Source organism: Streptomyces sp. NPDC026377, assembly GCF_055567715.1.
In genome coordinates this window covers 241,788-265,025 of record NZ_JBVHPV010000007.1, presented here as the reverse complement: position 1 = coordinate 265,025, position 23,238 = coordinate 241,788, and the positions used below count along the sequence as shown (strand labels likewise).

The following is a 23,238-nucleotide window of genomic DNA, read 5'->3' as shown; positions in this document are numbered from 1 at the left end:
CCGTGCGCGGGAGAGGGGTGCCGTATGCCGCAGGCCCCGGTCGTCATCGGGGTGGACAGCTCCACCCAGTCCACCAAGGCCCTGCTCGCGGACGCGGAGACCGGGCGGACGCTCGCCGTGGGCCGCGCCCCGCACCGCGTCGACGGCAGCGCCGGGGCGCGCGAGAGCGACCCCGAGCAGTGGTGGCGGGCGCTGCGCGAGGCGGTGGCGGCCGGACTCGGGGAGGCGGGAGTACCCGCATCGGCCGTCACCGGCATCGCGGTCGCCGGGCAGCAGCACGGCCTGGTCGTCCTGGACCGCGCCGGCCGGCCACTGCGTCCGGCACTGCTGTGGAACGACACCCGCTCCGCCCCGCAGGCCGCCGCCCTCACCGAGGCGCTCGGCGGCCCGGACGCGTGGACCGCGCGCACCGGCTCGGTGCCCGTCGCCGCCGTGACCGCCGCCAAGTGGCGCTGGCTGCGGGAGAACGAGCCCGCGCACGCCTCGGCCGCCGCCCGGGTCCGCCTCCCCCACGACTTCCTCACCGAGCGCCTCGCCGGAACCGCCGCGACCGACCCCGGGGACGCCTCCGGCACCGGCTGGTACGCGACGGCGACCGGTGCCTACGACCCCGTACTGCTCGACCTCCTCGGCCTGGACGCGGCTCTGCTGCCCGAGGTCGCCGCCACCGGCGCCACCCGCGTCGGATCCCTGACGGCGCGGGCCGCCGACGCCCTCGGGCTGCCCGCCGGGACCGCGGTCGCCGCCGGCACCGGGGACAACATGGCCGCGGCCGTGGGGCTCGGGCTCGGCGGCGCCGGTCTGCTCGACCACCCCGTCCTCAGCCTGGGCACCTCGGGCACCGTCTTCGCCGCCACCCGCACCCGCCCCGCCTCCCGCGAGCTCTCCGGGTTCGCCGCGACCGACGGCACCTTCCTGCCGCTCGCCTGCACCCTCAACTGCACACTCGCCGTGGACCGCATCGCGGCCCTGCTCGGCCTCGGCCGCGACGAGGCGGAGCCCGGGGGCGAGGCCGTGCTCCTGCCCTACCTCGACGGCGAGCGCACGCCCGACCTGCCGACCGCGGCCGGACTGCTCACGGGGCTGCGGCACGCCACGACAGGCCCCCAACTGCTGGGCGCGGCCTACGAAGGCGCGGTCTTCACCGCCCTGCGCGCCCTCGACGACCTGCTGCGCGCGTGCGGGCTCGATCCGGCGGGCCCGGACGCCGCCGGCCGTCCGCTGCGGCTGATCGGCGGGGGCGCCCGGGGCCGCACCTGGGTCGAGACCGTACGACGGCTCTCGGGCCGGCCGGTCCTGGTGCCCCGGGAGACGGAGCTGGTCGCGCTGGGCGCCGCGGCCCTCGCCTCGGCGGCCGCCACCGGCGCGGACCCGGTGGCGACCGCGGCCGTGTGGGGCACCGGCGAGGGGACCGCGCTGGAGCCGGTCGCCCGCGACACGGCCGCCTGGGAGCGCATCGGCGCCGTCCTGGAGCGGGCGGCGCCGGTGCTCGGCTGACGACCGGCCTCAGCGGGCCGGCGCGCTCACCGGCTCTGGCGCAGCAGCTCGGCCAGGGCGCTGTCCATGTCGAGGTCCTGGTTCTCGGCCTCGGCGGAGACCTCCGCGTAGCTGAGGACGAGGAAGCGGCGCAGCGCCGCCGTACCGAATTCGAGGAGCGCCAGGCCGTCCGGGGAGCGCAGCTCCACCAGGGTCCGGGCGGCGTCGAGCGGCCGTACGCGCACATCGCCGGTGCCGGCCGGGGCGCGCAGCCCACGGTCGATGAGGTTGCGGGCGAAGACCCAGGTCACGCCGGTGCCGTCCAGGGAGACCTGGGCCGGGAACACCATCCGGACGGCCAGCGGGTCGGCGCCGTCGTAGGTGAGGGTGACGGGGACGGGGACGCTGTGGTGCGCGTCGGTGACGAGGCGGGCCAGGACGGACTGTTCGACGGTGGTGGACATCGGCGTGCTCCTTGCTGCCACTCCCGATCTGTGACCCGCATCACATCATCTCACTAGTCGCACATTCAACACCTTGCCTGGGATTTCGTACGAAAACCCCGGAAGGGCCCGGTGGACCGGGGGCCTGGCGCCACCTCCACGGCAGTTGGGCGGCGGACGCCTGAATCCGCCCCGGGGGCGTGCTCAGCCGCCGAGCTGGCCGAGCATGCCCATCACCGAGTTGACGGCGCTGTGCAGCGAGGGGGCTACCGCCGTATCGGCGAAGTAGAAGCCGAAGCCGGCGCAGGTGAGCGCGTGGGACAGCTTGGTGCCGCCTTTGCGCCAGAGGAAGAACGAAGCCGCGGCCAGCGCGAGCATCAGAGGAAAGTGCACGGAGGGCAAGGTCCTCACCTCGTGACCCCGAGAGTGTCGGATACCGTCCGGCCGCCTCGCGGCGGCGATCCGGTGGAAACCACCTCCGTCACGGTACGACTCCCGCTCACCGGGCGCCACACGAGCATTACGGGGTGTTATCAACGCAGGTGAGGGCCGTCGGTGTTCAGCGGGCCGTCGCGACCACCAGGCGGCAGCGGGGGCTCCCGTCGGGGCGCCTGCCGAGCTCCTCCAGCGCGTGGAGATCCACATGGAATCCGGCCCCGGCCAGCTCCGCGCGGAGGTCGGCGAGCCCGAAGTCCCGGTAGTACATGACGAACGGGGGCCGCCACAGCGCATTGCGCACCCGCATCGCCGCGTCGAAGCCGAGCAGCGCCCAGTAGCCCGGTGTGCCGGGGCGGGCGGGGGCCGCGACCGGGAACGCGAACCGGCCGCCGGGCGTGAGCACCGAGCGGACCTGGGCGAAGAGCCCGGGCCGCTCGGCGGGCAGGAAGTGCCCGAACGCCCCGAAGCTCACCACCAGGTCGAAGGCGTCCCGGAACGGCAGGGCGCGGGCGTCGGCGCGGATCCAGTCGGCGTCCCCGGCGTCGCGCGCCCGGCCCGCGGCGAGCATCCCGGCGCTGAAGTCCACGCCCGTGGCCCGCTCACGGCACACCGCGCGCAGCACATCCAGTCCCGCGCCGGTGCCGCAGCACAGGTCGAGGCCGCGGCCGAAGGGACCGAGTGCGGCCAGGACACGCGTGACGGCGTGGAGGACCGGGTCCGGGGTGCGGTACGGCGTGAGGTCGAACTTCGGGGCGAGCAGGTCGTATCCGCGCTCGACCGACGACAGCGCCTGGACGGCCAGTTCACGGACGGTGGGGCCCTGGGGAGCGAACATCGCCCTCAGCATAGGGGCACCCGCGCCTGCCGCCACCGAGGTCGACTAGTCGACCTTCAGCTCGCCCATGGCGCTCCACCCCGTCGTACCCTCGATGGTGGTGCTCACGATGTCGGGCGTGCGGCGCAGCAGCGGGCGCATCGTCTCCATGGCGGCCCGGAAGTGGTCGGAGTCGACGTGCGCCTCGCCCGCGCCGTCCTCGAAGGCCTCGACCAGCACGTAGGTGTTCGGGTCCTCCAGGCTGCGGGACCACTCGTACCAGAGGTTGCCCGGCTCGGCCCGGGTGGCGCTGGTGAAGTCCGCGACGTGCTGGGGCCACTCCTCGGCGTACTCGGGCTTCACGGGGAACTTGACGACAATAAAGATCATTAGGTCATTCTATGCATGGTATGCGCGGAAACGTCACTCCGCCCCTCGACACGCCCCGGACAGCCCCTCGGCACGCCCGGGGTAGGGTGACCGCGCCCCGCAGGCGTTCCGGACCCGGACGGGTTCCGGCCCCACACCCCAGGTGAGACCCATTACCGCACTGTCCCGCTCCGCCGTCGTGACCCGGCTCCGCGCCGCCGGCTGTGTCTTCGCCGAGGACGAGGCGGAGTTGCTGCTCTCCACCGCCCGCACCGCCGCCGAACTCGGCGCCATGGTGGCGCGGCGTGCCGAGGGCCTGCCCCTCGAACACGTCCTGGGCTGGGCGGAGTTCGCCGGGATACGGGTCGCGGTGGACCCCGGCGTCTTCGTGCCGCGGCGGCGTACGGAGTTCCTGGTGGAGCGGGCCGCGGCGCTCGCTCCTGCGGGCGCGGTCGTGGTGGATCTGTGCTGCGGCTCGGGGGCGTTGGGTGTGGCGCTCGTCGCCGGGCTCACCGGCGCCGAACTGTACGCCGCCGACGTCGACCCGGCGGCCGTGGAGTGCGCCCGGCGCAATGTCACCGCCGCCGGGGGCCGGGTCCACCGGGGCGATCTGTTCGCCGCGCTCCCGGCCGTGCTGCGCGGCCGGGTGGACGTCCTGCTCGCCAATGTGCCGTACGTGCCGAGCGAGGAGATCGAGCTGCTCCCCTCGGAGGCGCGGGTCCATGAGGCCCGGGTGGCGCTCGACGGCGGCGCCGACGGTCTGGACGTGCTGCGCCGGGTCACGGCCGAGGCGGCGCTCTGGCTGGCCCCCGGCGGGCGGCTGCTCTTCGAGACCGGCGAGCACCAGGTGCCCTCGGCCGTCGCGGCGGTCACCGCGGGCGGTCTCGTCCCGCAGGTGGCGACCTGCGAGGAGCGCTACGCCACGGTCGTCGTCGCCACCCGGCCCGCCCCGGCGGCCCGCACACCGTAACCCCCGGGCGGTCCGGGCGGGCCGTCCACCATCAGGCCATCCAGAAGAAGACGGCCGTCATCCGGCTGTCCTCCAGGGTGCTGCCCCAGTAGCCGGTGGCCGTGTGGATCAGGTTGGCGTTGTAGAGGAGCAGTCGGTTGTAGCGGTGGGCGACGCGGAGGTCCTCGGTGAAGGAGCCGGGCGGCACGAACCGGGTGCCGAGCGCCTCGACCAGGCTGGTGTGCGGCGCCGCGACCAGATTGCCGCCCAGGACACCGCCCGGCAGGCTCTGGCGGTAGAAGCTGGTACCGCAGTCCCTGGGCACGCCCGGGTTGAGGTAGAGCACGGCCGCGTACCGGCACAGCGCGCGCGAGTCGGTGTGCGGGCGCGGCTCGCCCTCGTCCCTGCCGACGACCTGGACGCAGTTGTGGTTGAGCGTGGCGCCGCCGGGGGCCTTCTCCAGCCACAGCTCTCGGGCCCCGGTCGCCTTCTTGACCAGGCGCTCCACCCGGGCGAGTTCGCCGGGCGCCAGGCCCGGCATCGTGCGCAGTCCCGGCCAGGTCTCGGGCTTGCGGGGGAATCCCTCGACCCAGTCGTCCGTGGCGAGGCAGCGCGCGCGGACCTCGTCGGCGTTGGGCAGGACGTCGTCGAGGACCCAGTAGTCCCGGCCGCGTGTGGGTGTGCGGTACGGCAGGACCGGGAGGGCGGGAGGGGTGGGGGCCATGCGGCCGAACCTACGTCCGCAACCTTCCGCATCCGTCGTCGCGTTGGTCAACCTTGCCTCAAGGTGCGGTGAAGCCGCTCCGGTGACGAAGGGCGCATTGCGGGGACATCCCGGCGGGAGGTCCCCGCAATGGCAAAGGCGGAGCCATTTTCGTCCCAGGAGACGACTCCGCGGCAGGTCAGGCCTTGCGGCCGACGCCGCCGAACATGGCCACCTCGGCCGGCTCGCCCTCGCCCCCGGCCTCCTCGGGCCGCCAGCGCGAGCACGAGACCACCCCGGGCTCCAGGAGCTCCAGGCCGTCGAAGAAGCGGGCGGTCTGCTCGGGGGTGCGCTGGGTGAGCTTGGGGGTGCCGTGCTCGTTCCAGAACGCCACCGCCCGGTCGACGTCCGGCATCTCGGGGTGGGTCACCGTGTGCGACAGGACGAGGAAGCTGCCGGGGGCCAGCCGCTCCATGAGGTCGCGCACCAGGCCGTACGCCTGGTCGTCGTCCTCGATGAAGATGACCACGCCGAGCAGCATCAGCGCGACGGGCCGGCTCAAGTCCAGCGTCTTCGAGGCGTGTTCCATGATGCTGTCCACATCGCGCAGATCCGCGTCGAGGTAGTCGGTCCGGCCCTCGGGCGTGCTGGTCAGCAGGGCCCGGGCGTGGGCGAGCACCAGCGGGTCGTTGTCGACGTAGACGATCCGCGACTCGGGGGCGATGCTCTGCGCCACCTCGTGGGTGTTGTCGGCGGTGGGCAGACCGGTGCCGATGTCGAGGAACTGCCGGATGCCCCGCTCGGCCACCAGGTGGCGCACGGCGCGGCCGAGGAAGAGCCGGTCGGCGCGGGCGTAGTCGCCGATGCCGGGGTGGAGCTCGCGGATCTGGTCGCCGACCGCGCGGTCGACCTCGTAGTTGTCCTTGCCGCCGAGCCAGTAGTTCCAGATCCGGGCCGTGTGCGGCTGGGAGGTGTTGATTCTGCTCCGAACGTGCTCGGGGGCGTCGAGGGGGGCCGGGTTCTCGGTCACGGGCGTCGTCTCCTGGGGCCTGGTGGAACGGTCAATGATCAGCCTAGATGGCCAAGTTGACCCGCGTCCCGGAACCCCGTCGGCCGGCGTCCCGGCAGGCGGGTGTCCCGGACGACGTCATCGGCGCGCCTGCCGCGTTCGGGGGCGAAGTCACCCCCAGTCTCATACGATCATGGCTGAACGGTTCCGCTCCTCAGCCACCCCCGTACCGATGGAGGTCAACCGTGACCAGGACGGCTCACCGTATCCGCAATCTGTCCACCGCCGCAGCCACCGCGGCAGGACTGCTGCTCGCCGCCACCGGCTGCTCCTCGGGCGGGGACGGCGCCGGCGAGGCCGCCGGCGGCGTGCCGGTGGTCAAGAAGGGCAAGCTGACCACCTGCACCCATCTGCCGTACCCGCCGTTCCAGTCGGAGCGGAACGGCAAGGTCGTGGGCTTCGACGTGTCCCTGATCGACCTCGTCGCCAAGAACCTCAAGGTCGAACAGAAGATCCTCGACACCCCGTTCGAGAACTTCAAGACCGGCGCCTTCCTCAACTCCGGCGAGTGCGATCTGGCCGCCGCCGGTATGACCATCACCGACGAGCGCAAGAAGAACGTGGACTTCTCCGTCCCCTACTTCGACGCCACGCAGGCGCTCCTCGCCACCAAGAAGAGCGGTATCACCTCGCTCGCCGATCTCAAGGCCAAGGGCCGCAAGCTCGGCGCGCAGGCCGAGACCACCGGCGAGAGCTACGCCACGGGCAAGGGCTTCAACCCGGTCGCCTTCGAGAGCTCCGACGCGGTGCTCAACGGCCTGCGCACCGGCCAGGTCGACGCCGTGGTGATCGACTACCCGGTGGTCCAGGGCTGGCTCAAGGACAAGGCCAACGCCGACCGGTTCGCCCTGGTGGCGAACATCGCGACCGGCGAGCAGTACGGCTTCTCGGTCAAGAAGGGCAACAGCAAGCTGCTCGCCGCCATCGACAAGGCGATCACGGACGCCAAGGCGAACGGCACGTACAAGAAGATCTATGAGGAGTGGATCGGCCCGCTGCCCAAGGTCCAGCCGTGACCTCCCGCCTGACGAGGCGTCAACGAAGGCGCGTCTCGCAGGGCATCCAGTACGCGGTCTTCGTGGCGGTGCTGGTCACCATCGGCGTGCTGGCCGACTGGGACCGGCTGCGGAACCAGTTCGCCCAGAAGGACCTCGTCGGGAGGCTCTTCCCGGAGATCATCACCATCGCCCTGCGCAACACCGTGGTGTACACGCTCTCCGGTTTCGCCTTCGGCCTGGTCCTCGGTCTGGTCGTCGCGCTGATGCGGCTCTCGTCCGTGGCGCCCTACCGCTGGGTGGCGGGCATCTACATCGAGCTGTTCCGCGGTCTGCCCGCCCTGCTGATCTTCATCTTCGTGGGGGTGGCGGTCCCGCTGGCCTTCCCGGGCACGGAGATCCCCGGCGGTACGTACGGCAAGGTCGCCCTCGGACTCGGCCTGGTCGCCGCGGCCTACATGGCCGAGACGATCAGGGCGGGGATCCAGGCCGTGCCCAAGGGCCAGATGGAGGCGGCCCGCTCGCTGGGGTTCTCGCACGCCCGGGCCATGGTGTCGGTGATCATCCCGCAGGCGTTCCGGATCGTCATCCCGCCGCTGACCAACGAACTGGTGCTGCTCTTCAAGGACTCCTCGCTCGTGCTCTTCCTCGGGGTGACCCTGGAGGAGCGGGAGCTGACCAAGTACGGCAGGGACCTGGCCAGCCAGAGCGCCAACTCCACCCCGATCCTGGTCGCCGGGCTCTGCTATCTGATGGTGACCGTGCCCCTGAGTTTCGTGGTGCGCCGCCTAGAGGCCCGTGCCGACCGGGCGAGGTGAGGAAGCGATGCCACAGAACGAGATGCCGCGAAGCGAGATGCCGCGCGATGAGGTGCCGCGCAACGAGATCGAGATCCGGGGACTGCGCAAGTCCTTCGGGGACAACGAGGTGCTGCGCGGGATCGACCTGGAGGTCGCCCGCGGCGAGGTGGTGTGCGTCATCGGCCCCTCGGGGTCGGGCAAGTCGACACTGCTGCGCTGTGTGAACCTGCTGGAGGAGCCGAGCGCGGGCCAGGTGTTCGTCGGCGGCACCGAGGTCACCGACCTGGACGTCGACATCGACGCGGTGCGCCGCCGCATCGGCATGGTCTTCCAGCAGTTCAACCTCTTCCCGCACATCACCGTGACCGAGAACCTGGTGCTGCCCCAGCGCCGGGTGCTGCGCCGGGACAGGGCGAAGGCCGCCGCCGTGGCCCGCGAGAACCTGGACCGGGTGGGGCTCGCCGACAAGGCCGGTGCCTATCCGGCCCAGCTCTCCGGCGGCCAGCAGCAGCGTGTCGCCATCGCCCGGGCGCTCGCCATGGGCCCCGAGGTGATGCTCTTCGACGAGCCGACCTCGGCGCTCGACCCGGAGCTGGTGGGGGACGTCCTGGCGGTGATGCGGATGCTCGCGGGCGAGGGCATGACGATGATGGTGGTCACCCATGAGATGAGCTTCGCCCGGGAGGTCGCGGACCGGGTGGTGTTCATGGACGCCGGCGTCGTCGTCGAACAGGGCCCGGCCGCGCAGGTCGTGGGCGCCCCGAGGGAGGAGCGGACCAGGAACTTCCTCAACCGCATCCTGGACCCGGCGGCGGAGGCTCCCCCGACCTCGCACCAGCCGCCGGGGGACGGGCCCGGCTGAGGCGCGGTGGCCCCGGTGCGCGGGTGCCGGGCGGTCCACGCCGGAATCCAGGGGCCGAAGGGCCGGATCCGCGTCCCGCGGGCGTATGACGTGGGCCGTCATCCCGGCGGCGTGGACCGGGCCGGCAGTAAACCCTGGCGGTATACCGCCGGTGGGCCCGCGTCCATCACCAGGCACACCATCGGACCAATAGGTAGAATTCCATCCATGGGAGAGCGGTCTGCCGCGCCGACAGCGCCCGAACTCGTCCTGGAGACCGACACCGGCTCCACGGTGATGAGTCCGAGCCGGGACTACCACGTCGGGCGCGACCCCCTCAGCGAGATCGTCATCGACGACGCCCGCGTCTCGTGGCACCACGCGGTGCTGCGTGCGGCGGGCGGCCACTGGACGGTCGAGGACGAGGGCAGCACCAACGGAACGTACGCGGACGGCCGGCGCGTGCACGAGTGGGGTGTGGGCCCCGGCAGCGTCATCCGCTTCGGCAGCCCCGCCGACGGCCCCCGTGCCGTGCTGGTGGGGCGCGCCCCGCCCCCGGTGCGCGCGCCCGAGCGGCTGTCGGCCGTGTCCATGCCCTCCGCCACGGGCGCCTTCCGGCAGCCCACCTCGGTACGGCCGCTGCCCGCCAGGACCGTACGGATCGGCCGCGCCCCCGACAACGACCTGGTCGTCGACGACCTGGTGGTCTCCCGCCAGCACGCCGAACTGCGCACCCGCCCCGACGGCGGCTACGAGATCGTCGACCTCGGCAGCCACAACGGCACCTTCCTCAACGGCCAGCCCGTCGCCCGCGCCGCCGTCTCGGACGGTGACATCGTCGGCGTCGGCCACTCGGCGTTCTGCCTGGTCGGGGACGAACTCCAGGAGTTCGTCGACACCGGCGAGGTCTCGCTCGACGTCCAGGACCTCACGGTCGCCGTCGACCGGGGCCGCAAGACCCTCCTCGACCAGGTCTCCTTCCCGGTCGGCGAGAAGTGCCTGCTCGCCGTGGTCGGGCCGAGCGGCGCCGGGAAGTCCACCCTGCTCAACGCCCTGACCGGGCTGCGCCCCGCCGACCGGGGCACGGTCCTCTACGACGGCCGCGACCTCTACCGCGACTACGCCGAACTGCGCCAGCGCATCGGGCTCGTCCCCCAGGACGACATCCTGCACGCCCAGCTCACCGTGCGCCGGGCGCTGGGCTACGCCGCCGAGCTGCGCTTCCCGCAGGACACCGCCAAGGCCGAGCGCCGCGCCCGGGTCGACGAGGTGATCGGCGAACTCGGCCTCCAGCAGCGCGCCGACCAGCCCATCCACAGCCTCTCCGGCGGCCAGCGCAAGCGGGTGAGCGTCGCCCTGGAACTGCTCACCAAGCCGTCGCTGCTCTTCCTCGACGAGCCCACCTCCGGCCTCGACCCGGGCATGGACCGCTCGGTGATGCACATGCTGCGCGGCCTCGCGGACGACGGCCGCACCGTCATCGTCGTCACCCACAGCGTCCTCAGCCTCGACATCTGCGACCGCATCCTCGTCCTGGCACCCGGCGGGCACATCGCGTACTACGGGCCGCCCCGCGAGACCCTGGACTTCTTCGGCTTCGAGGAGTGGCCGGAGGCGTTCGAGGCCTTCGAGCGCGACGGCGAACGGGACTGGGCGGGCGACTACGCCCGCTCGCCCTTCCACCAGCGGTACGTGGTCGCCTCCAGCGCCCAGCCGCACCTCGGCCGGGCCGCCGCCGCCCGGGTGGTGGGCCAACCGCCCAAGGCGCAGAGCTGGGGCGCCCAGCTGAGCACCCTGGTGCGCCGGTACGCGGCCGCGCTCGGCGCCGACCGGACCTTCCTCGCCATCATGATCGCGCTGCCCTTCGTCATGGGCGCCATGGCACGCGCCCTCGCGGGCGGCAGGCTGACCCAGGAGACGGCGATGAACGCGCTGCTCATCCTGTGTGTCGGCGGTGTGCTCACGGGGGCGGCCAACGCCGTACGGGAGTTGGTCAAGGAGCGCGTGATCTACCAGCGCGAACGGGCCGTGGGGCTCTCCAGATCGGCGTATCTGATGTCCAAGGTGGTGGTCCTGGGGACGATCACGGTCCTCCAGGCCGTCGTCCTGACCCTGGTGGCCCTCTTCGGAGTCAAGCTGAACGCCCCGGGCGGCAAGGGCGTGATCCTGCCCCCGCTGGTGGAGATCACGGTGGCGGTGGCCCTGCTCTCCTTCACCGCGATGATGCTCGGCCTGCTCGTCTCGGCGCTGGTGCGCAAGGAGGAGGTGACGATGCCGCTGCTGGTGCTGCTCGCCATCGTCCAGGTGGTCTTCTGCGGAGCGCTGTTGAAGCTGCACGGCGTCCCGGGCATCGAGCAGCTGGCCTGGCTGGTGCCCTCCCGGTGGGCGCTCGGCGGGATGGCGGGCACGATCGGGCTGTCCAGGATCGTGCCGGGCGAACTGACCGGCGACCCCCTCTTCAAGCACGACGCGGGCGTGTGGCTGCTCGACATGGGCATGCTGGTGGCCCTGTCGGTGCTCTTCGGCTTCGCGGTCGCCCGGCTGCTGCGGCGCCATGAGCCCGCCGTGATGCGGAAGTAGGCGGCCGCCGATGAGCGCTCCCGTGGACTTCCGTCCCACCCATGTGGTCCCTCCCGGCGGACTCGACGCCTGGGAGAGCCCGGACACCACCCGCCCCACGGTGCCGCTGGACGCGCTGCTGCCGGTGCAGCTCGTCGACCGGCGGGGCGACTGGGCCCGCGTGCTGTGCGCCAACACCTGGTCGGCCTGGGTCGACGGCCGCCTGCTGGTCGCCGTCCCGCAGGGGCCGCCGGTGGCGGGCGCGCCGCTGGCCCGTACGGCCGACCCGCGCCCGCTGCTCGCCCGCGTCCAGGACATGCTGAACCGCTACCGGGGCGCGGCGGAGGACCTGGCGGCCGGGCGCCTGGACGGCGAGACGTTCCGGCGGCGCACCCACGGGCTGCGCGCCGGGATCGTCGTGGACGGGGAGGCGGTGTGGCTCTACGACGCGGAGCACGAGCGGTGGGTGTACTGCGACGGGACGCGGCTGAGCACCTTCGCGGCCTCCGCGCCGCCGTCCGCGGCGCGCCCGGGCGCCGACGCCCCGGGGCCCGCCGACGCGACCCGGGTGGTCGGCACGGACGGCGCCGGGCCCTACCCCGGGGGCGTGGACGGCGCCCGCGCCCGGCCCGGTGACAGCTGATGGCACCCGAGCGGGAGCTCGACGCCGGGCGCCCCGCCGATCTCGTCGGACGGCGGATCGCCGGGTACCGCATCGAGCGGGAGATCGGGCGCGGCGGGATGGCCGTGGTGTACCGGGCCCGCGATCTGCGCCTGGAGCGCACGGTCGCGCTGAAGCTGCTCGCCCCCGAACTGGCCCGCAACGACACGTTCCGCCGACGCTTCACCCATGAGTCGCGGGTGGCCGCCGCGATCGACCACCCGCACATCGTGCCCGTCTTCGAGGCCGGGGAGACCGACGGCGTCCTGTACATCGCCATGCGGTACGTCGCCGGGCGCGATCTTCGGGCGCTCCTCGACCAGGAAGGTCCGCTGCCGGTCGCGACGGCGGCCAGGATCGCCGCCCAGGTGGCGTCCGCGCTGGACGCCGCCCACGAGCACGACCTCGTCCACCGCGATGTGAAACCGGGCAACATCCTGGTGGCCCCCGGCACCGACAGCGACCATCCCGAGCACGTCTACCTCACCGACTTCGGACTGACGAAGAAGTCCCTGTCGCTGACCGGGTTCACCACGGTCGGCCAGTTCGTCGGCACCCTCGACTACGTGGCGCCCGAGCAGATCTCGGGCCGCCCGGTGGACGGCCGCTGCGACGTCTACAGCCTCGCGTGCGTGGTCTACGAGACGATGGCGGGCACCCCGCCGTTCCAGCGCGACGACGACATGGCGCTGCTGTGGGCGCACCAGTACGACCAGCCGCCGGCGCTGACCGAGCGGCGCCCCGACATCGCCGCCGAGGTCGACGGTGTGATGGCGAAGGCACTGGCGAAGATCCCGGACGACCGCTACGACTCCTGCCTGGCGTTCGTGGCCGCGCTGCGCGCGGCGGCCAAGGGCGTGGGGCCGGGAGGGCATGCGCCGACACGGGTGGATCTGCGGGTGGTCGGCGCTCCGGACGCGCCGGGACCGCCACCGCGGCCGCCGGAGTGGGCGCGGCCGGTGTTTCCGGGGGTGGGGTAGGCGTCGGCCGGAAAGGTTCTGGGGCGCGGTGGGCGTCGGCCGGAAAGGTCCTGAGGGTGGGGTCGGCGTCAGCCGGAGGGGTCCTGGGGGCGGTCGGCCAGGGGTCTTCCTTCCGGCTCGACCTCCCCGCGCCGCCGGACGCGGCGGGCGAGCAGACTGCCCAGGAAGCCCGCGACCAGCCCCCACAGCACGGCGAAGCCCAGCCCCGTCCAGAGCCGCGGCTTCAGCGACACCTGGCCCGACAGACCGCCGCCGAGGTCGCCGATGCCGAGGAGGGACAGGCCGTAGTGCGCGGAGATCCGGGAGAGCAGACAGACCGCGAGCACGGTGAGGGCGAGCGCCAGGGCCAGGTGGAGGGCGTGCTGCCACGCCCGGATCCGGGCGGGCGAGCGGGCCGCCATCAGGAACCCGGCGGCCAGGACCAGCACGGCGGCGACGGCGAGCAGCCACCAGGCCCGCCCGTCGTAGTCGGCGAGGGTGCGCAGATTCAGGGTGGAGAGGTCGGGCGTACGCAGCACCTGGTCCAGTACGTGCGGCACGGGCAGCCCGAACGGCCCGTCCACCCGGCCTTCCCAGGAGGTGCCGAGCCCGAGGGTGAGGGCGAGCCAGACGAGGTTCGGCAGGCCGAGCAGGATCACCGCGAAGGTCTCCGCCGTATGCCCGCGCACCACCGCGACCACCAGCCCCGCCACGATCCCCAGCGCCACGTACGCCAGCAGCAGCGCGACCATCGCGAACGCGGCCGGGCGCACCGACTCCTGGAAGCGCAGCAGCCGGGCGGGGAGCGGGGCCCTGCGGGAGACCACCAGGGCGAGGAAGAGCAGCCCGGCGAGCCAGAGCAGCCCGAAGAGAAGGGTGAGCGGCACATCGGTCTCGAACCCGATACGGGGTGTGGCGCCCAGCAGGTCCCCGATGTCACCGAGGTCGCCGCCGCCCAGGCCGATGGTGAATCGCTTGCGGGCGAGGAAGGAGAGACCGAGGAGCGCCAGGAGCCACAGCACGGCCACCCGGGCGGCCCACAGGGCGAGTTCGCGGGTGCTCGCCACGGCCCGGTGCCGCAGCGGACGCAGGAACCCGGCGGCGACGAGCAGCGCGCCGACGAGCGAGACGGAGAGCGGCAGCACGGTCAGCCCGGCGTCGGTGTCACCGATCGCCCCGGCGTCGCCCTTGACGGCGACGGAGCCGCCGACCGCCAGGACGACCACGGCGGCGACGACCTGCGGGAGGGCGTGGTCGGGCAGGTCGGACGCCCCGGCCGCGAGCAGCCCGAGGGCGGCGACGGCGGCCATGGCGACCAGGCCGGTCAGCACCGCCACGAGGGCCTCGGCCCAGCCATGGCGCGCGCGTCTCTTCCCCGACGACAATTCGGGCGGTTTGTCCTGGCTCACGTCTGTCACGCTAAGCAGCACCGGGGCGGTCCGCCCGTCGTGGGGGGCCGACCGCGTCGGCTTGCGGGCCCGCCGGACCCCGGGCACACAATGGACGGGTCGGGACATTCCGGACGTGTCGCGCGTACAGCGCGGGGACGAGCCGGACCGCTCGGCCGGCTGCCGCCGCCCCCTCCGTGGCGCGACGGTACCCGGCCCCGCGGGGACGCCCCGGCCCAAGCCCGCACCGAACGTCCCGCTCCCCCGCGGGACCCCAACGCCGGGAAGAAGAGCTCGTGAGCGTCGAACCTCCCCCGTCCGGCCGCCCCACCGGCCCCCCGTCCGGCCCCCTTTCCGAGCCCTCCCGCCCCGGCCCGCCGACGGGCCCGCCGAGCGGCGGCGACCAGGACGGTACGGGCCGGGGCGGCGGGAGCGAGGGCGGTGGCCGCAGCGGGGGACACGACGAGACGATCGCGGTCGGTCCGGGCGGGGGCGGTGGACCGTCGGGTCCAGGGGGGCCGGGCGGCGGAGACGGCCCGGGCGGTGGAGGCGGGCCCTCCGGACCGTCCGGCCCCGGAGGCCCCGGCGGCGGCCCCGGTGACGGCGCCACCCCGGCGGGCAAGGGCGACCCCGACCGACCCTGGTGGCGCTCGGCTCCCCGGGTCGCCCTCACGACGGGCGCGATCGTGGCCGCCGTGGCGCTGATCGTCGTCTTCACCCGCCCCGACGGCTCGTCCGGCAAGAAGGACGCGGGCGGCGAGGTGTTCCTCCAGTCGGCCGGCAAGGAGGGGCCGCGGCCCTTCACCCAGTCGAGCGCGCGCGACAGCTCGCCGCCCCCGTCCCCGCCGTCCCTGCCCAGCGCGTCGGCGCCGGCCTCCGCCAATGTCACGCGCGGCGTGGACGGTTCGGCCCCCGGCCTGTACGGCGGTACGCGCAACAAGGCGAGCTGCGACGTGGAGAAGCAGATCGACACGCTGGCGGCGGAGCCGGCGAAGAACAAGGCGTTCGCGTCCGTCCTGGGCATCGCGCCCGACGCCGTGCCCTCGTATCTGCGCGCCCTCACCCCCGTCCAGCTCCGTATCGACACCCGGGTGACCAACCACGGCTACGAGAACGGCACCGCGACCGCCTACCAGGCCGTCCTCCAGGCCGGTACGGCCGTGCTGGTGGACGACCGGGGCGTGCCCAGGGTGCGCTGCGCCTGCGGCAACCCGCTGCTGCCGCCGGTCGCCCAGCGGGGCACGCCCCGGCCGACGGGTGACGCCTGGCCCGCCTACCGGCCGTCGAACGTGGCCGTCGTCGCCCCCGCCGACCGCCCGGTCCACAGGTTCGTCATGTTCGACCCCGGCCACGGCGAGTGGTTCTCGCGCCCCAAGGGCGACACCGGCGAGGGCGACCGGAAGGCCCCGCCGCCCGCCACCTCGACGCCGTCCGGCTCCTCGCCCCCGGACTGCCCCTCCCCGTACGCCGGTTCCTCCGCCCCCGCGTCGTGCGCCCCCTCGGCCTCCCGTGCGCCCGGGTCCGCGCGGCCGGAGGTCCCCGCCTCGCGGCTCCCCACCACCTCGGCGCCCGCGCCGGGCAGCTCGACCCCGTACGCCCCGGTGACGAGCACCGCGCCCGCGACACCGGGCGGTTACTGAGCACGGATTCGAACGACGGCGCGCGGGCGCCCGGTGACAGCGCCCGAACGTTTCTCCTCGACAGTCGAACGATTTCTCGACGACTCGGCCGTTACGCCGCGCTGATCAGCAGTGTTGTGCTTACGTCAGATCAGTGAGCGCCGTCCGAGGAGTCGCCGTGGATGCCCGTGGTCATGCCGTAGACGTTCATCCGGTGTTCGATCCGACGCATACGACGCATACGGGGAGGCGGGCATGAGCGGCGACGACGCGCCCCCGGAGCCCCCGGTCCCACCGCCCCCGCCCGCCGAGATCACCTTCTCGGGCCCCTATGGGAAGAACCCTCTGGGCGGGGCGTCGTTCCGGCGGATGTGCGGGCGGCTGCCTTCGGTGCTGGGGCAGACCTGCCGGATGGCGTGGCGGATCGACCGGACCGCCGTGCTGCTGCTGCTGGGATGCCAGGTGATGACGGGGCTCGCGGCGGCGGTGCTGCTGGGCGCCACCGCCCGGGCCATGGCGCCGGTCCTGGGCGAGGGCCGGGCGGCCGACCGGATCGACGCGGCGCTGCCGGCGCTGGTGGTGATCGCCGTCGCGGCCGGCGTCGCACGCGTGACGGCCGCGCTCGCGTCGTACGCGGAGGGCAGGATCACCCCGCCGCTGACCACGGCGGCCGACGCCGATCTGGTCGAGGCGGTGTGCCGGGTGGAGGCCGCGGCATACGGCGAGGAGGGGTTCGCGGACCGCCAGGAGGCGGCCGAAATGGGCGTGATACGCACGCACTTGATGGTGCGCGACGCCGAGCAGTTCATGGCGGCCGTGATCCGTATGGTCGCCGCGGCGGCCGTCCTGGCGGTGCTGCATCCCCTGATGCTCGCCCTGCTCGTGCTCGCCGTACTGCCCGCCGGGGCGGGCGCCGTGATGTCGGCGCGCGTCGACTACGAGACGCACTACGCCAATGTGGGCGACCGCAATGTGCGCGGGATGATGCGCTGGTGGGTGACCACGCCGAAGCTGGCGGACGAGGTGCGGGCCAACGGCATGACCGCGTACCTGATGTTCTGGTACCGCTCCCTTTCCGAGCGCATAGACCGGCGCACGCTGGCGACGGCGCCCCGGCTATTGCGGATCGCCCTGGCCACCTCGGCGCTGGGAGGCGTCTTCCTCCTCGCCACCTGGGCCACCCTGGCGTGGCTTGCCGTCACCGGCCGGGTGGAGTTGGGTGTGGCGGCGACGGCGGTGGTCGCGGTGCGCGGCTCGCTGGGCGCCCTGTCGCAGGTCGTCGCCAACGGGGCGGCGATGTTCCACACCAGTCTGTACCTGGCCGACATGCGCGCGTTCCTCGACTTCGCCGCCGAACGCGCCCCGAAGCGCGGTTCGTCGGCCGCCCCGGAGCACCCGCGGGAGATCCGCCTCGACGAGGTCGTCTACCAGTACCCCAACAAGGAGGCCCCGGCCGTGGACCGGGTCTCGCTCACCCTGCGCCGGGGCGAGGTCGTCGCGGTGGTCGGCGAGAACGGCTCGGGAAAGTCCACCCTCACGCGTCTGCTCACCGGCCTCTACCTGCCCGACAAGGGCCGGGTGGTCTGGGACGGCGTCGACGTGGCGGCGGCCGACCCGGAGACGGTGTGGCGGCGCACCGGCCTGGTCCCGCAGTTCTTCGGCCAGTGGCCGCTGGCCGTACGGGAGAACGTCACCCTGGGCCAGCCGCGCACGCACCACGACAGCCCGGTGTGGGAGGCACTGGACGCGGTGGGGATGCGCACGGCGGTGGAGGAGCTGCCGCACGGCCTGGACACCCTGCTGGCCCGGGAGCTGTGGGGCGGCAGCGAGCTCTCCGGCGGGCAGTGGCAGCGCCTGGCCTGCTCCCGGGCGCTCTACCGCCGCCCACCGGTGCTGATCCTGGACGAACCGACGTCGGAGATGGACGCGCGCGGCGAGCACCGGATGTTCACCGCCCTCAAGGGCATGGCCCGCGACCGCATCACCATCGTCGTCACCCACCGCATCGAGAACACCCGCATGGCGGACCGGATCGTGGTGATGGAACGGGGCCGCATCACCGAACAGGGCACGTACGAGGACCTGCTGCACGCGGGCGGCCTGTTCAGCGAGCTGCACGCGCTGTCGCAGGACCGTTAGAACCGGTCCTTCAACCCCCGGGCGGACCACGGGGATGCAAAGACCGCCCCGAGAGCCGGGCGGCCCCCGCCCCGCAGGACCGGCGGGCCCCGCCCGGCTCCCCCCATGCGCTCACGGGCAGCGCGGCGGCAGCCAGAACGACCGCACCGCGCGTACCGCCGCGAGCCGGTCACGCGCCATGCCGATCGCGGCGCCCGCCGTGCTGATGTTCATGTTCTTCGCCCGGGTGAAGATCTCGACGAGCCGCTCCGGGATCAGCTCCGCGCGCTGTCTGACCCGGTTCATGTCGTGGCCCGAGGGGTGGAGTTCGTCGACGACCTGGATCAGTCCGAGCGCGTTGATGACGAAGTCCGGCGCGTAGAGGATGCCGCGCGCCGCGAGCCGGTCGGCGACGGCCGGCGCGGCGAGCTGGTTGTTGGCCCCGCCCGCCACGATCCGGCAGCGGAGGTGGTCCACCCCGGCCGCGTCGATGACGTTGCCGACCGCGTTCGGGCTGAGCACGTCCGCCGGGAGGAGGTAGAGCTTCTCCCGGCTCACCACCTCCGCCCCGCACTCCTGGGCCACCCGTTCGGCCTTCGCCTGGTCGATGTCGGCCACCGTGAGGCGGGCGCCGCCCTCCGCCAGATGTACCGCGAGCCGCGAGCCCACCTTGCCCACCCCGTCGATGGCGATGTGGCGGCCCACGAGCGTGTCGTCCCCGTCCAGGTACCGCAGACAGGCCCGGATGCCGAGGCTCACTCCGTACGCGGTCATGGCGCCGGAGTCACCGGAGCCGCCCTCCTCGGCGTCCAGTCCGCGGATCCACCGGGATTCCTTGCGCATGATCCGGAGGTCGGCCGTGCTGATGCCCATGTCGCAGGCGGCGATGAACCGGCCGGAGAGGCTCTCTACCACCTGCCCGAAGGCGCGCAGCAACGGCTCGGTCTTCTCGATCCCCGGCCCGCCGAAGATGACCGCCTTCCCGCCACCGATGTCCAGCCCCGCACAGGCCGCCTTGTACGTCATGGCGCGGGAGAGGCGCAGGGCGTCGCCAACGGCCTGGTCGTCGTCGCGGTAGGGAAGAAAGCGGACACCGCCGAGCGCTGGGCCCAGCAGCGTCGAGTGAAGCGCGATGACACAGCGCAGCCCGTCGGGGCCGGAGCTGAACAGAACCTGCTCGTGACCGTCCATTTCCTTGAACACACTCATGACCCACCCCTCCATCGCGTCCAGTGGCAGCCGGGCCGGCGGCCCCGCCTCCCGGCGTGGACCGTCGGCCCGTCCGACGGATGACTACGCGGTCGGCCGCAGCCCGGACGTCAGCAGCGCCGCGTCCAGTACGTCCCACAGCGCGCACAGCGATTCGAGGAAGTCGTCCACCCCCTGGGCGATCCGCTCACCGTTCTCCTCGTCCATGACGGACGAGACGGCCCTGATCACGTTCGCCTCGTGCTGCTGCTCGGCACCGGTCTCGCCCCAGTGCTCCGCCATGTAGTGCATCTCCGGCTCGTCGAGGTCCGTCTTGTAGTGACCGGCGTCGACCAGGGCGCGCTTCTCCCCCGGGATCAGGGACTGGTTGGAGACGATCTCCAGCGCCAGGGCTGTGCCGAGGTTGCGTACGGTGGTCTCCGCGTCGGAGGAGAAGCGGCGCCGGAAGACCTCGATGGCCGCCGTCGTCTGCCGCGTCAGACCGGTGTCGCGGTCGTATCCCGGCAGATTGGAGAGCAGCCGGTCGGACTGGCTCTTGAGCCACGCCTCGACCGCCGTGGTGTCGTACACGTCCTCGAAGACCTGCGCGCCGCTGCGGTTGACGATGTGGCCCGCCATGGTCGCGAGCTCCGGCCCGTGACCGGCCTCGCTGTCGACGATCTCCTCGATGAGCACCGCCTGTTCGTCCCAGCCGAGGCCGCGCAGTGCGGCGGGGAACTTACCGGCCGGGCGGGTCGAGGCGCAGAAGGACTGCACCTGGTGGAAGAGCGCGCCCGAGACCTCGGGGGACGGGGGCGCGGCGGCCCAGTGCTCGTAGAGCGGGTGGTCGAACACACGGTGCGTCTTGATCCGGTCGATCAGCATGTCGGTCGTCGTCATCGATTCCTACTCCGGTGAGGTGGATGGGGCCGGGGAGGTGGATCGTCACGGGTGGGGCGGGGCCGCCCGTTCCGCTCAGGCGAACTGGAGCTGAGAGGGGTCGACCTCGGGGACGGTGAAACCGATCTTCTCGATGTGCTCGGCGATCGCGGTCTTGTAGAGCTCGCGCAGCTCGCCGTTGTCGTTCTTGCGCAGGCCCCACCGGACGGCGAGGCGGCCACGGCGGGAGTCGGGCCGCCCGAACATGTCGAGCGCCATCGGATAGAACCTGTCCAGCGCCTTCTGCGCCCGGTCCCGGGACTGTCCGCCCGCGTCGTAGGACTGCTGCATCAGCCGCTTGCCGTAGCCGAAGTGCCGGGCCTCCTCTTTGAGGATCGCGTCGGCCTCGACACGCAGCGGCCCGTAGGTGCTGGTGGTCATCTCCTTGATCTGGAAATGCCCTTCGAGCTCGCAGAGGAAGCTGAAGGCGGCACGCTCCTCCCAGGCGGTGAATTGCGTGGTCATGCTCTCCGCCGGGAAGTACCGCCGGTCCGCCACGGCCTGGTTCACCATGTGCGAGGTGTCGATGCCGAGGGGGGTGAGCAGTTTGGCGAAGCGGCGGAAGTGGTCCACCTCTTCCATACCGAATTTGAGGCACATATAGCGCTCGTCGGCATTGGGCGCCAACGGATAGAAAGCGTTCACGTACGTGTCGCCCGCGCTGAGTTCACCTTCTCCGTTCGCGAGCATCTGATGGGTCAGGACCTCCCGGTATTCCTCCGGGAGTTCACCGATGCTTTCCAGGTCCACAGTCTCCGAAAAGACGGTCGCCATGCGCGTTCTCCTCCGGTTGGCCGATGAATCGCAGCCTAGACAGAGGGTTCGCGGCGCCGATAGCCCACGTTGGTGCCGTGCGGACCGGAACGATGGGAGTAAGGGCGTAACTCTTTGGGAGTACTCCACAGGACTTCCCGGCCCCGCCTCCCGCCGGAGTCCGTACGGCCGGGCGGGCTCAGACCGCGTCGCGCGCGGGCGGCCGGATATAGGTCAGGGTGTGGTGGGAGACGGGCTTGCCCGCGGTGTCCGTCGTGGTGGCCGTGCCGTACACGATGAGCCGGCCGGGCCGGAGAATCGTCGACTCGCAGATCAGGTCGGTGCGCGCGGGGCCGAGGAAGCTCGTGGTCATCTGCTGGGTGACGGACGGGTCGTCCTCGCCGAACAGCGACATGATCGCGATCCAGCAGGTCACGTCGGCGAGCGTCATCGCGCATCCGCCCTGGAGGACGCCGCCGGGCCGGAAGAGCTCCGGGCGCTGCGGCAGCGAGACCCTGGCCTGCCCCTTCCCCACGGACTCCACGGTGAAGCCCCACCAGGGCCCGAAGGGGCTGTTATCGAGCACGGCCTGCGCTGCTTCGACATCCATCACCGGGGCAACATAACATCGTTCGGTATGTCCCGGCAGCGATCCAACGCGGAGCGAACCGCCGCCACACGCGCCCAACTGGTCCTCGCCGCAAGGCGGTTGTTCTCCGAACGCGGTTACGCGGCGACCACCGTCGCCGAGATCGCTCGCGGTTGCGGCCTCACGGTCGGCGCGCTGTACCACCACTGGCCGGGCAAGGAGGCGCTGCTGGTGGACGTCGTCCACGACATCCACCGGGAACTCGCGGTGCGCATACGGTCGTTCGACGTCGGGGACGACCCCTTTGCTCTGCTGCTGCGCTCAGGCCGGGCGTTCCTCGATCTGTGCGCCGACCCGGCCACCGCCCGGCTGCTCCTGCTCGACGCGCCCGCGGCGCTCGGGTACGAGCGGTGGCGGCGGATCGACGAGCGGTGGTGGCTGGCGCCGACGACCCGGCTGGTGGAGCATGTCCGTACGGCACGGAGAACCGAGGCGGGCGGCCCCGGCTCCGACCCGGACAGCGCCACCGGCACCGAGGCGTCCCGTCAGCTCGCGCTCGCCCTGCTCGGGGCGCTCACCAGCCTCGGGCACGAGGTCGCGGTGCGGGGTGCCGCCACGGCCGTCACGGCGGGGCGCACCTACGAGCGGCTCCTGACATCGGTCCTGTGAGGGCGAAGTCCTCGGCGCGCGCCCCGTTTTACGGCTTCGCCCCGAACTGGGTGACGAGCAGCGCCGCTTCGACCCGGTTGGCGGCCGACAGTTTGATCATCGCGTGGTGGACGTGCTTCTTCACCGTGTTCTCGGCGATGTGCAGAGTGGAGCCGATCTGCTTGTTCGTCATCCCGTCGGCGAGCAGCAGCAGAACGTCGTGCTCACGCGAGGTGAGGCTGGAGATCGCCACCGCGATCGAGGGTGTCGGGCGTTCGGTGGTGATGTCGGAGAGCCGGTCGCGCGGCAGGAGGTAGACGGCGCAACCCCGGCTGACGAGGGCCATCACAGCGGCGAAGTCCTCCTGGAGGATGTGCAGGTCCATGAATCCGGCGATCTTGGCCCGCAGGGCGTCCTGGATCGTAACGAGCGAGTCGTGGCACCACAGGACGATGATCGAGACGTGTGAGCCGACGAGCTGGACGAGCCGGCGGAAGCTGTCGCCGGTCAGATGGCGGAGATTGAGCAGGAGGATGTCGGGATCGCTGCGGTACACGACGGTCAGGACCCCTGCCACGTCCTGCACCACGCCGGCCACGTCGAGCCCGGGTGCCTCCTTGGTCATCGCCGTCAGACCGGATCGGGTCACCACCTGGTCGTCGGCGATCAGCAGTCGTATCCGGTCCATGTACGGCGTCCCGCCTTTCCCCCGTATGGCCGTCTGCGGACCTCTGTGGAGGGCCGGTCATCAGGGGCGACCACAAGATTGAATAGGGCCAGAACCGGCGAGGAGCCGGTTGTCCGGACCGTCGCCGTGGCGCAGTTCTTCGGGAACGAAGCGATCGAGAAGAATCCGGAAACGGGAACCGGCGGGGAACGGGTGGGCACCGGAACGAGGGTCCGCCTGCGGGTTGTCCGAC

Annotated in this window: 23 protein-coding genes; 11 read left to right on the top strand and 12 right to left on the bottom strand. The window is 72.6% G+C overall.

Translation table 11 applies throughout. The annotated features are described in order from the left end of the window. Positions 1 to 24 precede the first annotated feature (24 nt). Positions 25 to 1,497 (top strand): xylulokinase, encoded by a 1,473-nt coding sequence (gene xylB, locus ACZ4MU_RS17655; protein ID WP_467876977.1) that lies wholly within the window; start codon positions 25 to 27, stop codon positions 1,495 to 1,497. Positions 1,498 to 1,523: 26 nt separating this feature from the next. Here the strand turns inward: xylB and ACZ4MU_RS17650 are convergent, their stop codons facing one another. The 4 genes from ACZ4MU_RS17650 to ACZ4MU_RS17635 form a co-directional block, all read right to left on the bottom strand. Continuing rightward, positions 1,524 to 1,940, bottom strand: a complete 417-nt coding sequence (locus ACZ4MU_RS17650) for an SsgA family sporulation/cell division regulator (protein ID WP_467876974.1) — start codon at positions 1,938 to 1,940, stop codon at positions 1,524 to 1,526. 183 nt (positions 1,941 to 2,123) lie between these two features. Then, positions 2,124 to 2,312, bottom strand: coding sequence for a hypothetical protein (locus ACZ4MU_RS17645; RefSeq protein WP_467876971.1), 189 nt, complete (start codon positions 2,310 to 2,312; stop codon positions 2,124 to 2,126). Positions 2,313 to 2,478: 166 nt separating this feature from the next. Beyond that, positions 2,479 to 3,192: a class I SAM-dependent methyltransferase gene (locus ACZ4MU_RS17640; protein WP_467876968.1), complete on the bottom strand. Its 714-nt coding sequence runs from the start codon at positions 3,190 to 3,192 to the stop codon at positions 2,479 to 2,481. Positions 3,193 to 3,237: 45 nt separating this feature from the next. Next, positions 3,238 to 3,561 carry a putative quinol monooxygenase gene (locus ACZ4MU_RS17635; RefSeq protein ID WP_467876966.1) on the bottom strand — a complete coding sequence of 108 codons (324 nt, stop codon included), beginning with the start codon at positions 3,559 to 3,561 and terminating at the stop codon, positions 3,238 to 3,240. A gap of 142 nt (positions 3,562 to 3,703) precedes the next feature. Here ACZ4MU_RS17635 and ACZ4MU_RS17630 point away from each other — a divergent pair, with 142 nt between their 5' ends. After that, on the top strand, positions 3,704 to 4,510 hold the full coding sequence (locus ACZ4MU_RS17630) for a putative protein N(5)-glutamine methyltransferase (protein ID WP_467876964.1): 807 nt from the start codon (positions 3,704 to 3,706) through the stop codon (positions 4,508 to 4,510). A 31-nt stretch (positions 4,511 to 4,541) separates the two neighbouring features. On the opposite strand, the gene ACZ4MU_RS17625 is transcribed toward ACZ4MU_RS17630, so the two are convergent. Further along, entirely contained in the window at positions 4,542 to 5,213 is a 672-nt protein-coding gene (locus ACZ4MU_RS17625) for a DUF6445 family protein (protein ID WP_467876962.1), read from the bottom strand. A gap of 178 nt (positions 5,214 to 5,391) precedes the next feature. Further along, positions 5,392 to 6,222, bottom strand: coding sequence for an SAM-dependent methyltransferase (locus ACZ4MU_RS17620; protein WP_467876959.1), 831 nt, complete (start codon positions 6,220 to 6,222; stop codon positions 5,392 to 5,394). 224 nt (positions 6,223 to 6,446) lie between these two features. On the opposite strand from ACZ4MU_RS17620, the gene ACZ4MU_RS17615 reads away from it, so the two are divergent. From ACZ4MU_RS17615 to ACZ4MU_RS17590, 6 genes are all read left to right on the top strand, one after another. Next, positions 6,447 to 7,277, top strand: coding sequence for a transporter substrate-binding domain-containing protein (locus ACZ4MU_RS17615; RefSeq protein ID WP_467876956.1), 831 nt, complete (start codon positions 6,447 to 6,449; stop codon positions 7,275 to 7,277). Further along, entirely contained in the window at positions 7,274 to 8,074 is an 801-nt protein-coding gene (locus ACZ4MU_RS17610) for an amino acid ABC transporter permease (protein WP_467876954.1), read from the top strand. The genes ACZ4MU_RS17615 and ACZ4MU_RS17610 overlap by 4 nt, the downstream gene beginning before the upstream one ends. Before the next feature lie 7 nt (positions 8,075 to 8,081). Then, a complete protein-coding gene (locus ACZ4MU_RS17605; RefSeq protein ID WP_467876952.1) occupies positions 8,082 to 8,918 on the top strand; it encodes an amino acid ABC transporter ATP-binding protein in 837 nt (278 codons plus the stop codon). Positions 8,919 to 9,125: 207 nt separating this feature from the next. Next, positions 9,126 to 11,477, top strand: a complete 2,352-nt coding sequence (locus tag ACZ4MU_RS17600) for an ABC transporter ATP-binding protein/permease (RefSeq protein WP_467876949.1) — start codon at positions 9,126 to 9,128, stop codon at positions 11,475 to 11,477. A gap of 10 nt (positions 11,478 to 11,487) precedes the next feature. Continuing rightward, complete coding sequence (locus ACZ4MU_RS17595) at positions 11,488 to 12,099, top strand: hypothetical protein (RefSeq protein WP_467876947.1); 612 nt, start codon at positions 11,488 to 11,490, stop codon at positions 12,097 to 12,099. Continuing rightward, entirely contained in the window at positions 12,099 to 13,097 is a 999-nt protein-coding gene (locus tag ACZ4MU_RS17590) for a serine/threonine-protein kinase (RefSeq protein ID WP_467876944.1), read from the top strand. The genes ACZ4MU_RS17595 and ACZ4MU_RS17590 overlap by 1 nt, the downstream gene beginning before the upstream one ends. A gap of 68 nt (positions 13,098 to 13,165) precedes the next feature. Here ACZ4MU_RS17590 and ACZ4MU_RS17585 read toward each other — a convergent pair whose 3' ends face one another. Next, entirely contained in the window at positions 13,166 to 14,485 is a 1,320-nt protein-coding gene (locus ACZ4MU_RS17585) for a streptophobe family protein (RefSeq protein ID WP_467876942.1), read from the bottom strand. Positions 14,486 to 14,760: 275 nt separating this feature from the next. Here ACZ4MU_RS17585 and ACZ4MU_RS17580 point away from each other — a divergent pair, with 275 nt between their 5' ends. Both ACZ4MU_RS17580 and ACZ4MU_RS17575 read left to right on the top strand, forming a co-directional pair. Then, on the top strand, positions 14,761 to 16,104 hold the full coding sequence (locus ACZ4MU_RS17580; protein WP_467876939.1) for a DUF6777 domain-containing protein: 1,344 nt from the start codon (positions 14,761 to 14,763) through the stop codon (positions 16,102 to 16,104). 234 nt (positions 16,105 to 16,338) lie between these two features. Further along, positions 16,339 to 18,222 (top strand): ABC transporter ATP-binding protein, encoded by a 1,884-nt coding sequence (locus ACZ4MU_RS17575; protein WP_467876937.1) that lies wholly within the window; start codon positions 16,339 to 16,341, stop codon positions 18,220 to 18,222. 111 nt (positions 18,223 to 18,333) lie between these two features. Here ACZ4MU_RS17575 and ACZ4MU_RS17570 read toward each other — a convergent pair whose 3' ends face one another. From ACZ4MU_RS17570 to ACZ4MU_RS17555, 4 genes are all read right to left on the bottom strand, one after another. Then, positions 18,334 to 19,410, bottom strand: coding sequence for a Leu/Phe/Val dehydrogenase (locus ACZ4MU_RS17570; protein WP_467876934.1), 1,077 nt, complete (start codon positions 19,408 to 19,410; stop codon positions 18,334 to 18,336). Between the two features lie 84 nt (positions 19,411 to 19,494). Then, positions 19,495 to 20,289 (bottom strand): hypothetical protein, encoded by a 795-nt coding sequence (locus ACZ4MU_RS17565; RefSeq protein WP_467876932.1) that lies wholly within the window; start codon positions 20,287 to 20,289, stop codon positions 19,495 to 19,497. A gap of 75 nt (positions 20,290 to 20,364) precedes the next feature. Further along, positions 20,365 to 21,102: a Phenylacetic acid catabolic protein gene (locus ACZ4MU_RS17560; RefSeq protein WP_467876930.1), complete on the bottom strand. Its 738-nt coding sequence runs from the start codon at positions 21,100 to 21,102 to the stop codon at positions 20,365 to 20,367. 178 nt (positions 21,103 to 21,280) lie between these two features. Next, complete coding sequence (locus ACZ4MU_RS17555) at positions 21,281 to 21,691, bottom strand: PaaI family thioesterase (protein ID WP_467876927.1); 411 nt, start codon at positions 21,689 to 21,691, stop codon at positions 21,281 to 21,283. Positions 21,692 to 21,718: 27 nt separating this feature from the next. Between ACZ4MU_RS17555 and ACZ4MU_RS17550 the strand changes: the two genes are divergently transcribed. Then, positions 21,719 to 22,339, top strand: a complete 621-nt coding sequence (locus ACZ4MU_RS17550) for a TetR/AcrR family transcriptional regulator (RefSeq protein ID WP_467876925.1) — start codon at positions 21,719 to 21,721, stop codon at positions 22,337 to 22,339. 28 nt (positions 22,340 to 22,367) lie between these two features. Here ACZ4MU_RS17550 and ACZ4MU_RS17545 read toward each other — a convergent pair whose 3' ends face one another. Then, positions 22,368 to 23,006: a LuxR C-terminal-related transcriptional regulator gene (locus tag ACZ4MU_RS17545; protein ID WP_467876922.1), complete on the bottom strand. Its 639-nt coding sequence runs from the start codon at positions 23,004 to 23,006 to the stop codon at positions 22,368 to 22,370. Positions 23,007 to 23,238: the final 232 nt, after the last annotated feature.

Excerpts from the sequence above, each read along its gene's own strand:
- ACZ4MU_RS17590 (WP_467876944.1), top strand. The coding sequence starts at position 12,099 with ATGGCACCCGAGCGGGAGCTCGACGCCGGGCGCCCCGCCGATCTCGTC.
- ACZ4MU_RS17555 (WP_467876927.1), bottom strand. The coding sequence starts at position 21,691 with ATGGATGTCGAAGCAGCGCAGGCCGTGCTCGATAACAGCCCCTTCGGG.
- ACZ4MU_RS17625 (WP_467876962.1), bottom strand. The coding sequence starts at position 5,213 with ATGGCCCCCACCCCTCCCGCCCTCCCGGTCCTGCCGTACCGCACACCC.
- ACZ4MU_RS17570 (WP_467876934.1), bottom strand. The coding sequence starts at position 19,410 with ATGAGTGTGTTCAAGGAAATGGACGGTCACGAGCAGGTTCTGTTCAGC.
- ACZ4MU_RS17575 (WP_467876937.1), top strand. The coding sequence starts at position 16,339 with ATGAGCGGCGACGACGCGCCCCCGGAGCCCCCGGTCCCACCGCCCCCG.
- ACZ4MU_RS17560 (WP_467876930.1), bottom strand. The coding sequence starts at position 21,102 with ATGGCGACCGTCTTTTCGGAGACTGTGGACCTGGAAAGCATCGGTGAA.
- ACZ4MU_RS17565 (WP_467876932.1), bottom strand. The coding sequence starts at position 20,289 with ATGACGACGACCGACATGCTGATCGACCGGATCAAGACGCACCGTGTG.
- ACZ4MU_RS17545 (WP_467876922.1), bottom strand. The coding sequence starts at position 23,006 with ATGGACCGGATACGACTGCTGATCGCCGACGACCAGGTGGTGACCCGA.
- ACZ4MU_RS17640 (WP_467876968.1), bottom strand. The coding sequence starts at position 3,192 with ATGTTCGCTCCCCAGGGCCCCACCGTCCGTGAACTGGCCGTCCAGGCG.
- ACZ4MU_RS17650 (WP_467876974.1), bottom strand. The coding sequence starts at position 1,940 with ATGTCCACCACCGTCGAACAGTCCGTCCTGGCCCGCCTCGTCACCGAC.
- ACZ4MU_RS17635 (WP_467876966.1), bottom strand. The coding sequence starts at position 3,561 with ATGATCTTTATTGTCGTCAAGTTCCCCGTGAAGCCCGAGTACGCCGAG.
- xylB (WP_467876977.1), top strand. The coding sequence starts at position 25 with ATGCCGCAGGCCCCGGTCGTCATCGGGGTGGACAGCTCCACCCAGTCC.
- ACZ4MU_RS17605 (WP_467876952.1), top strand. The coding sequence starts at position 8,082 with ATGCCACAGAACGAGATGCCGCGAAGCGAGATGCCGCGCGATGAGGTG.
- ACZ4MU_RS17550 (WP_467876925.1), top strand. The coding sequence starts at position 21,719 with ATGTCCCGGCAGCGATCCAACGCGGAGCGAACCGCCGCCACACGCGCC.
- ACZ4MU_RS17600 (WP_467876949.1), top strand. The coding sequence starts at position 9,126 with ATGGGAGAGCGGTCTGCCGCGCCGACAGCGCCCGAACTCGTCCTGGAG.
- ACZ4MU_RS17595 (WP_467876947.1), top strand. The coding sequence starts at position 11,488 with ATGAGCGCTCCCGTGGACTTCCGTCCCACCCATGTGGTCCCTCCCGGC.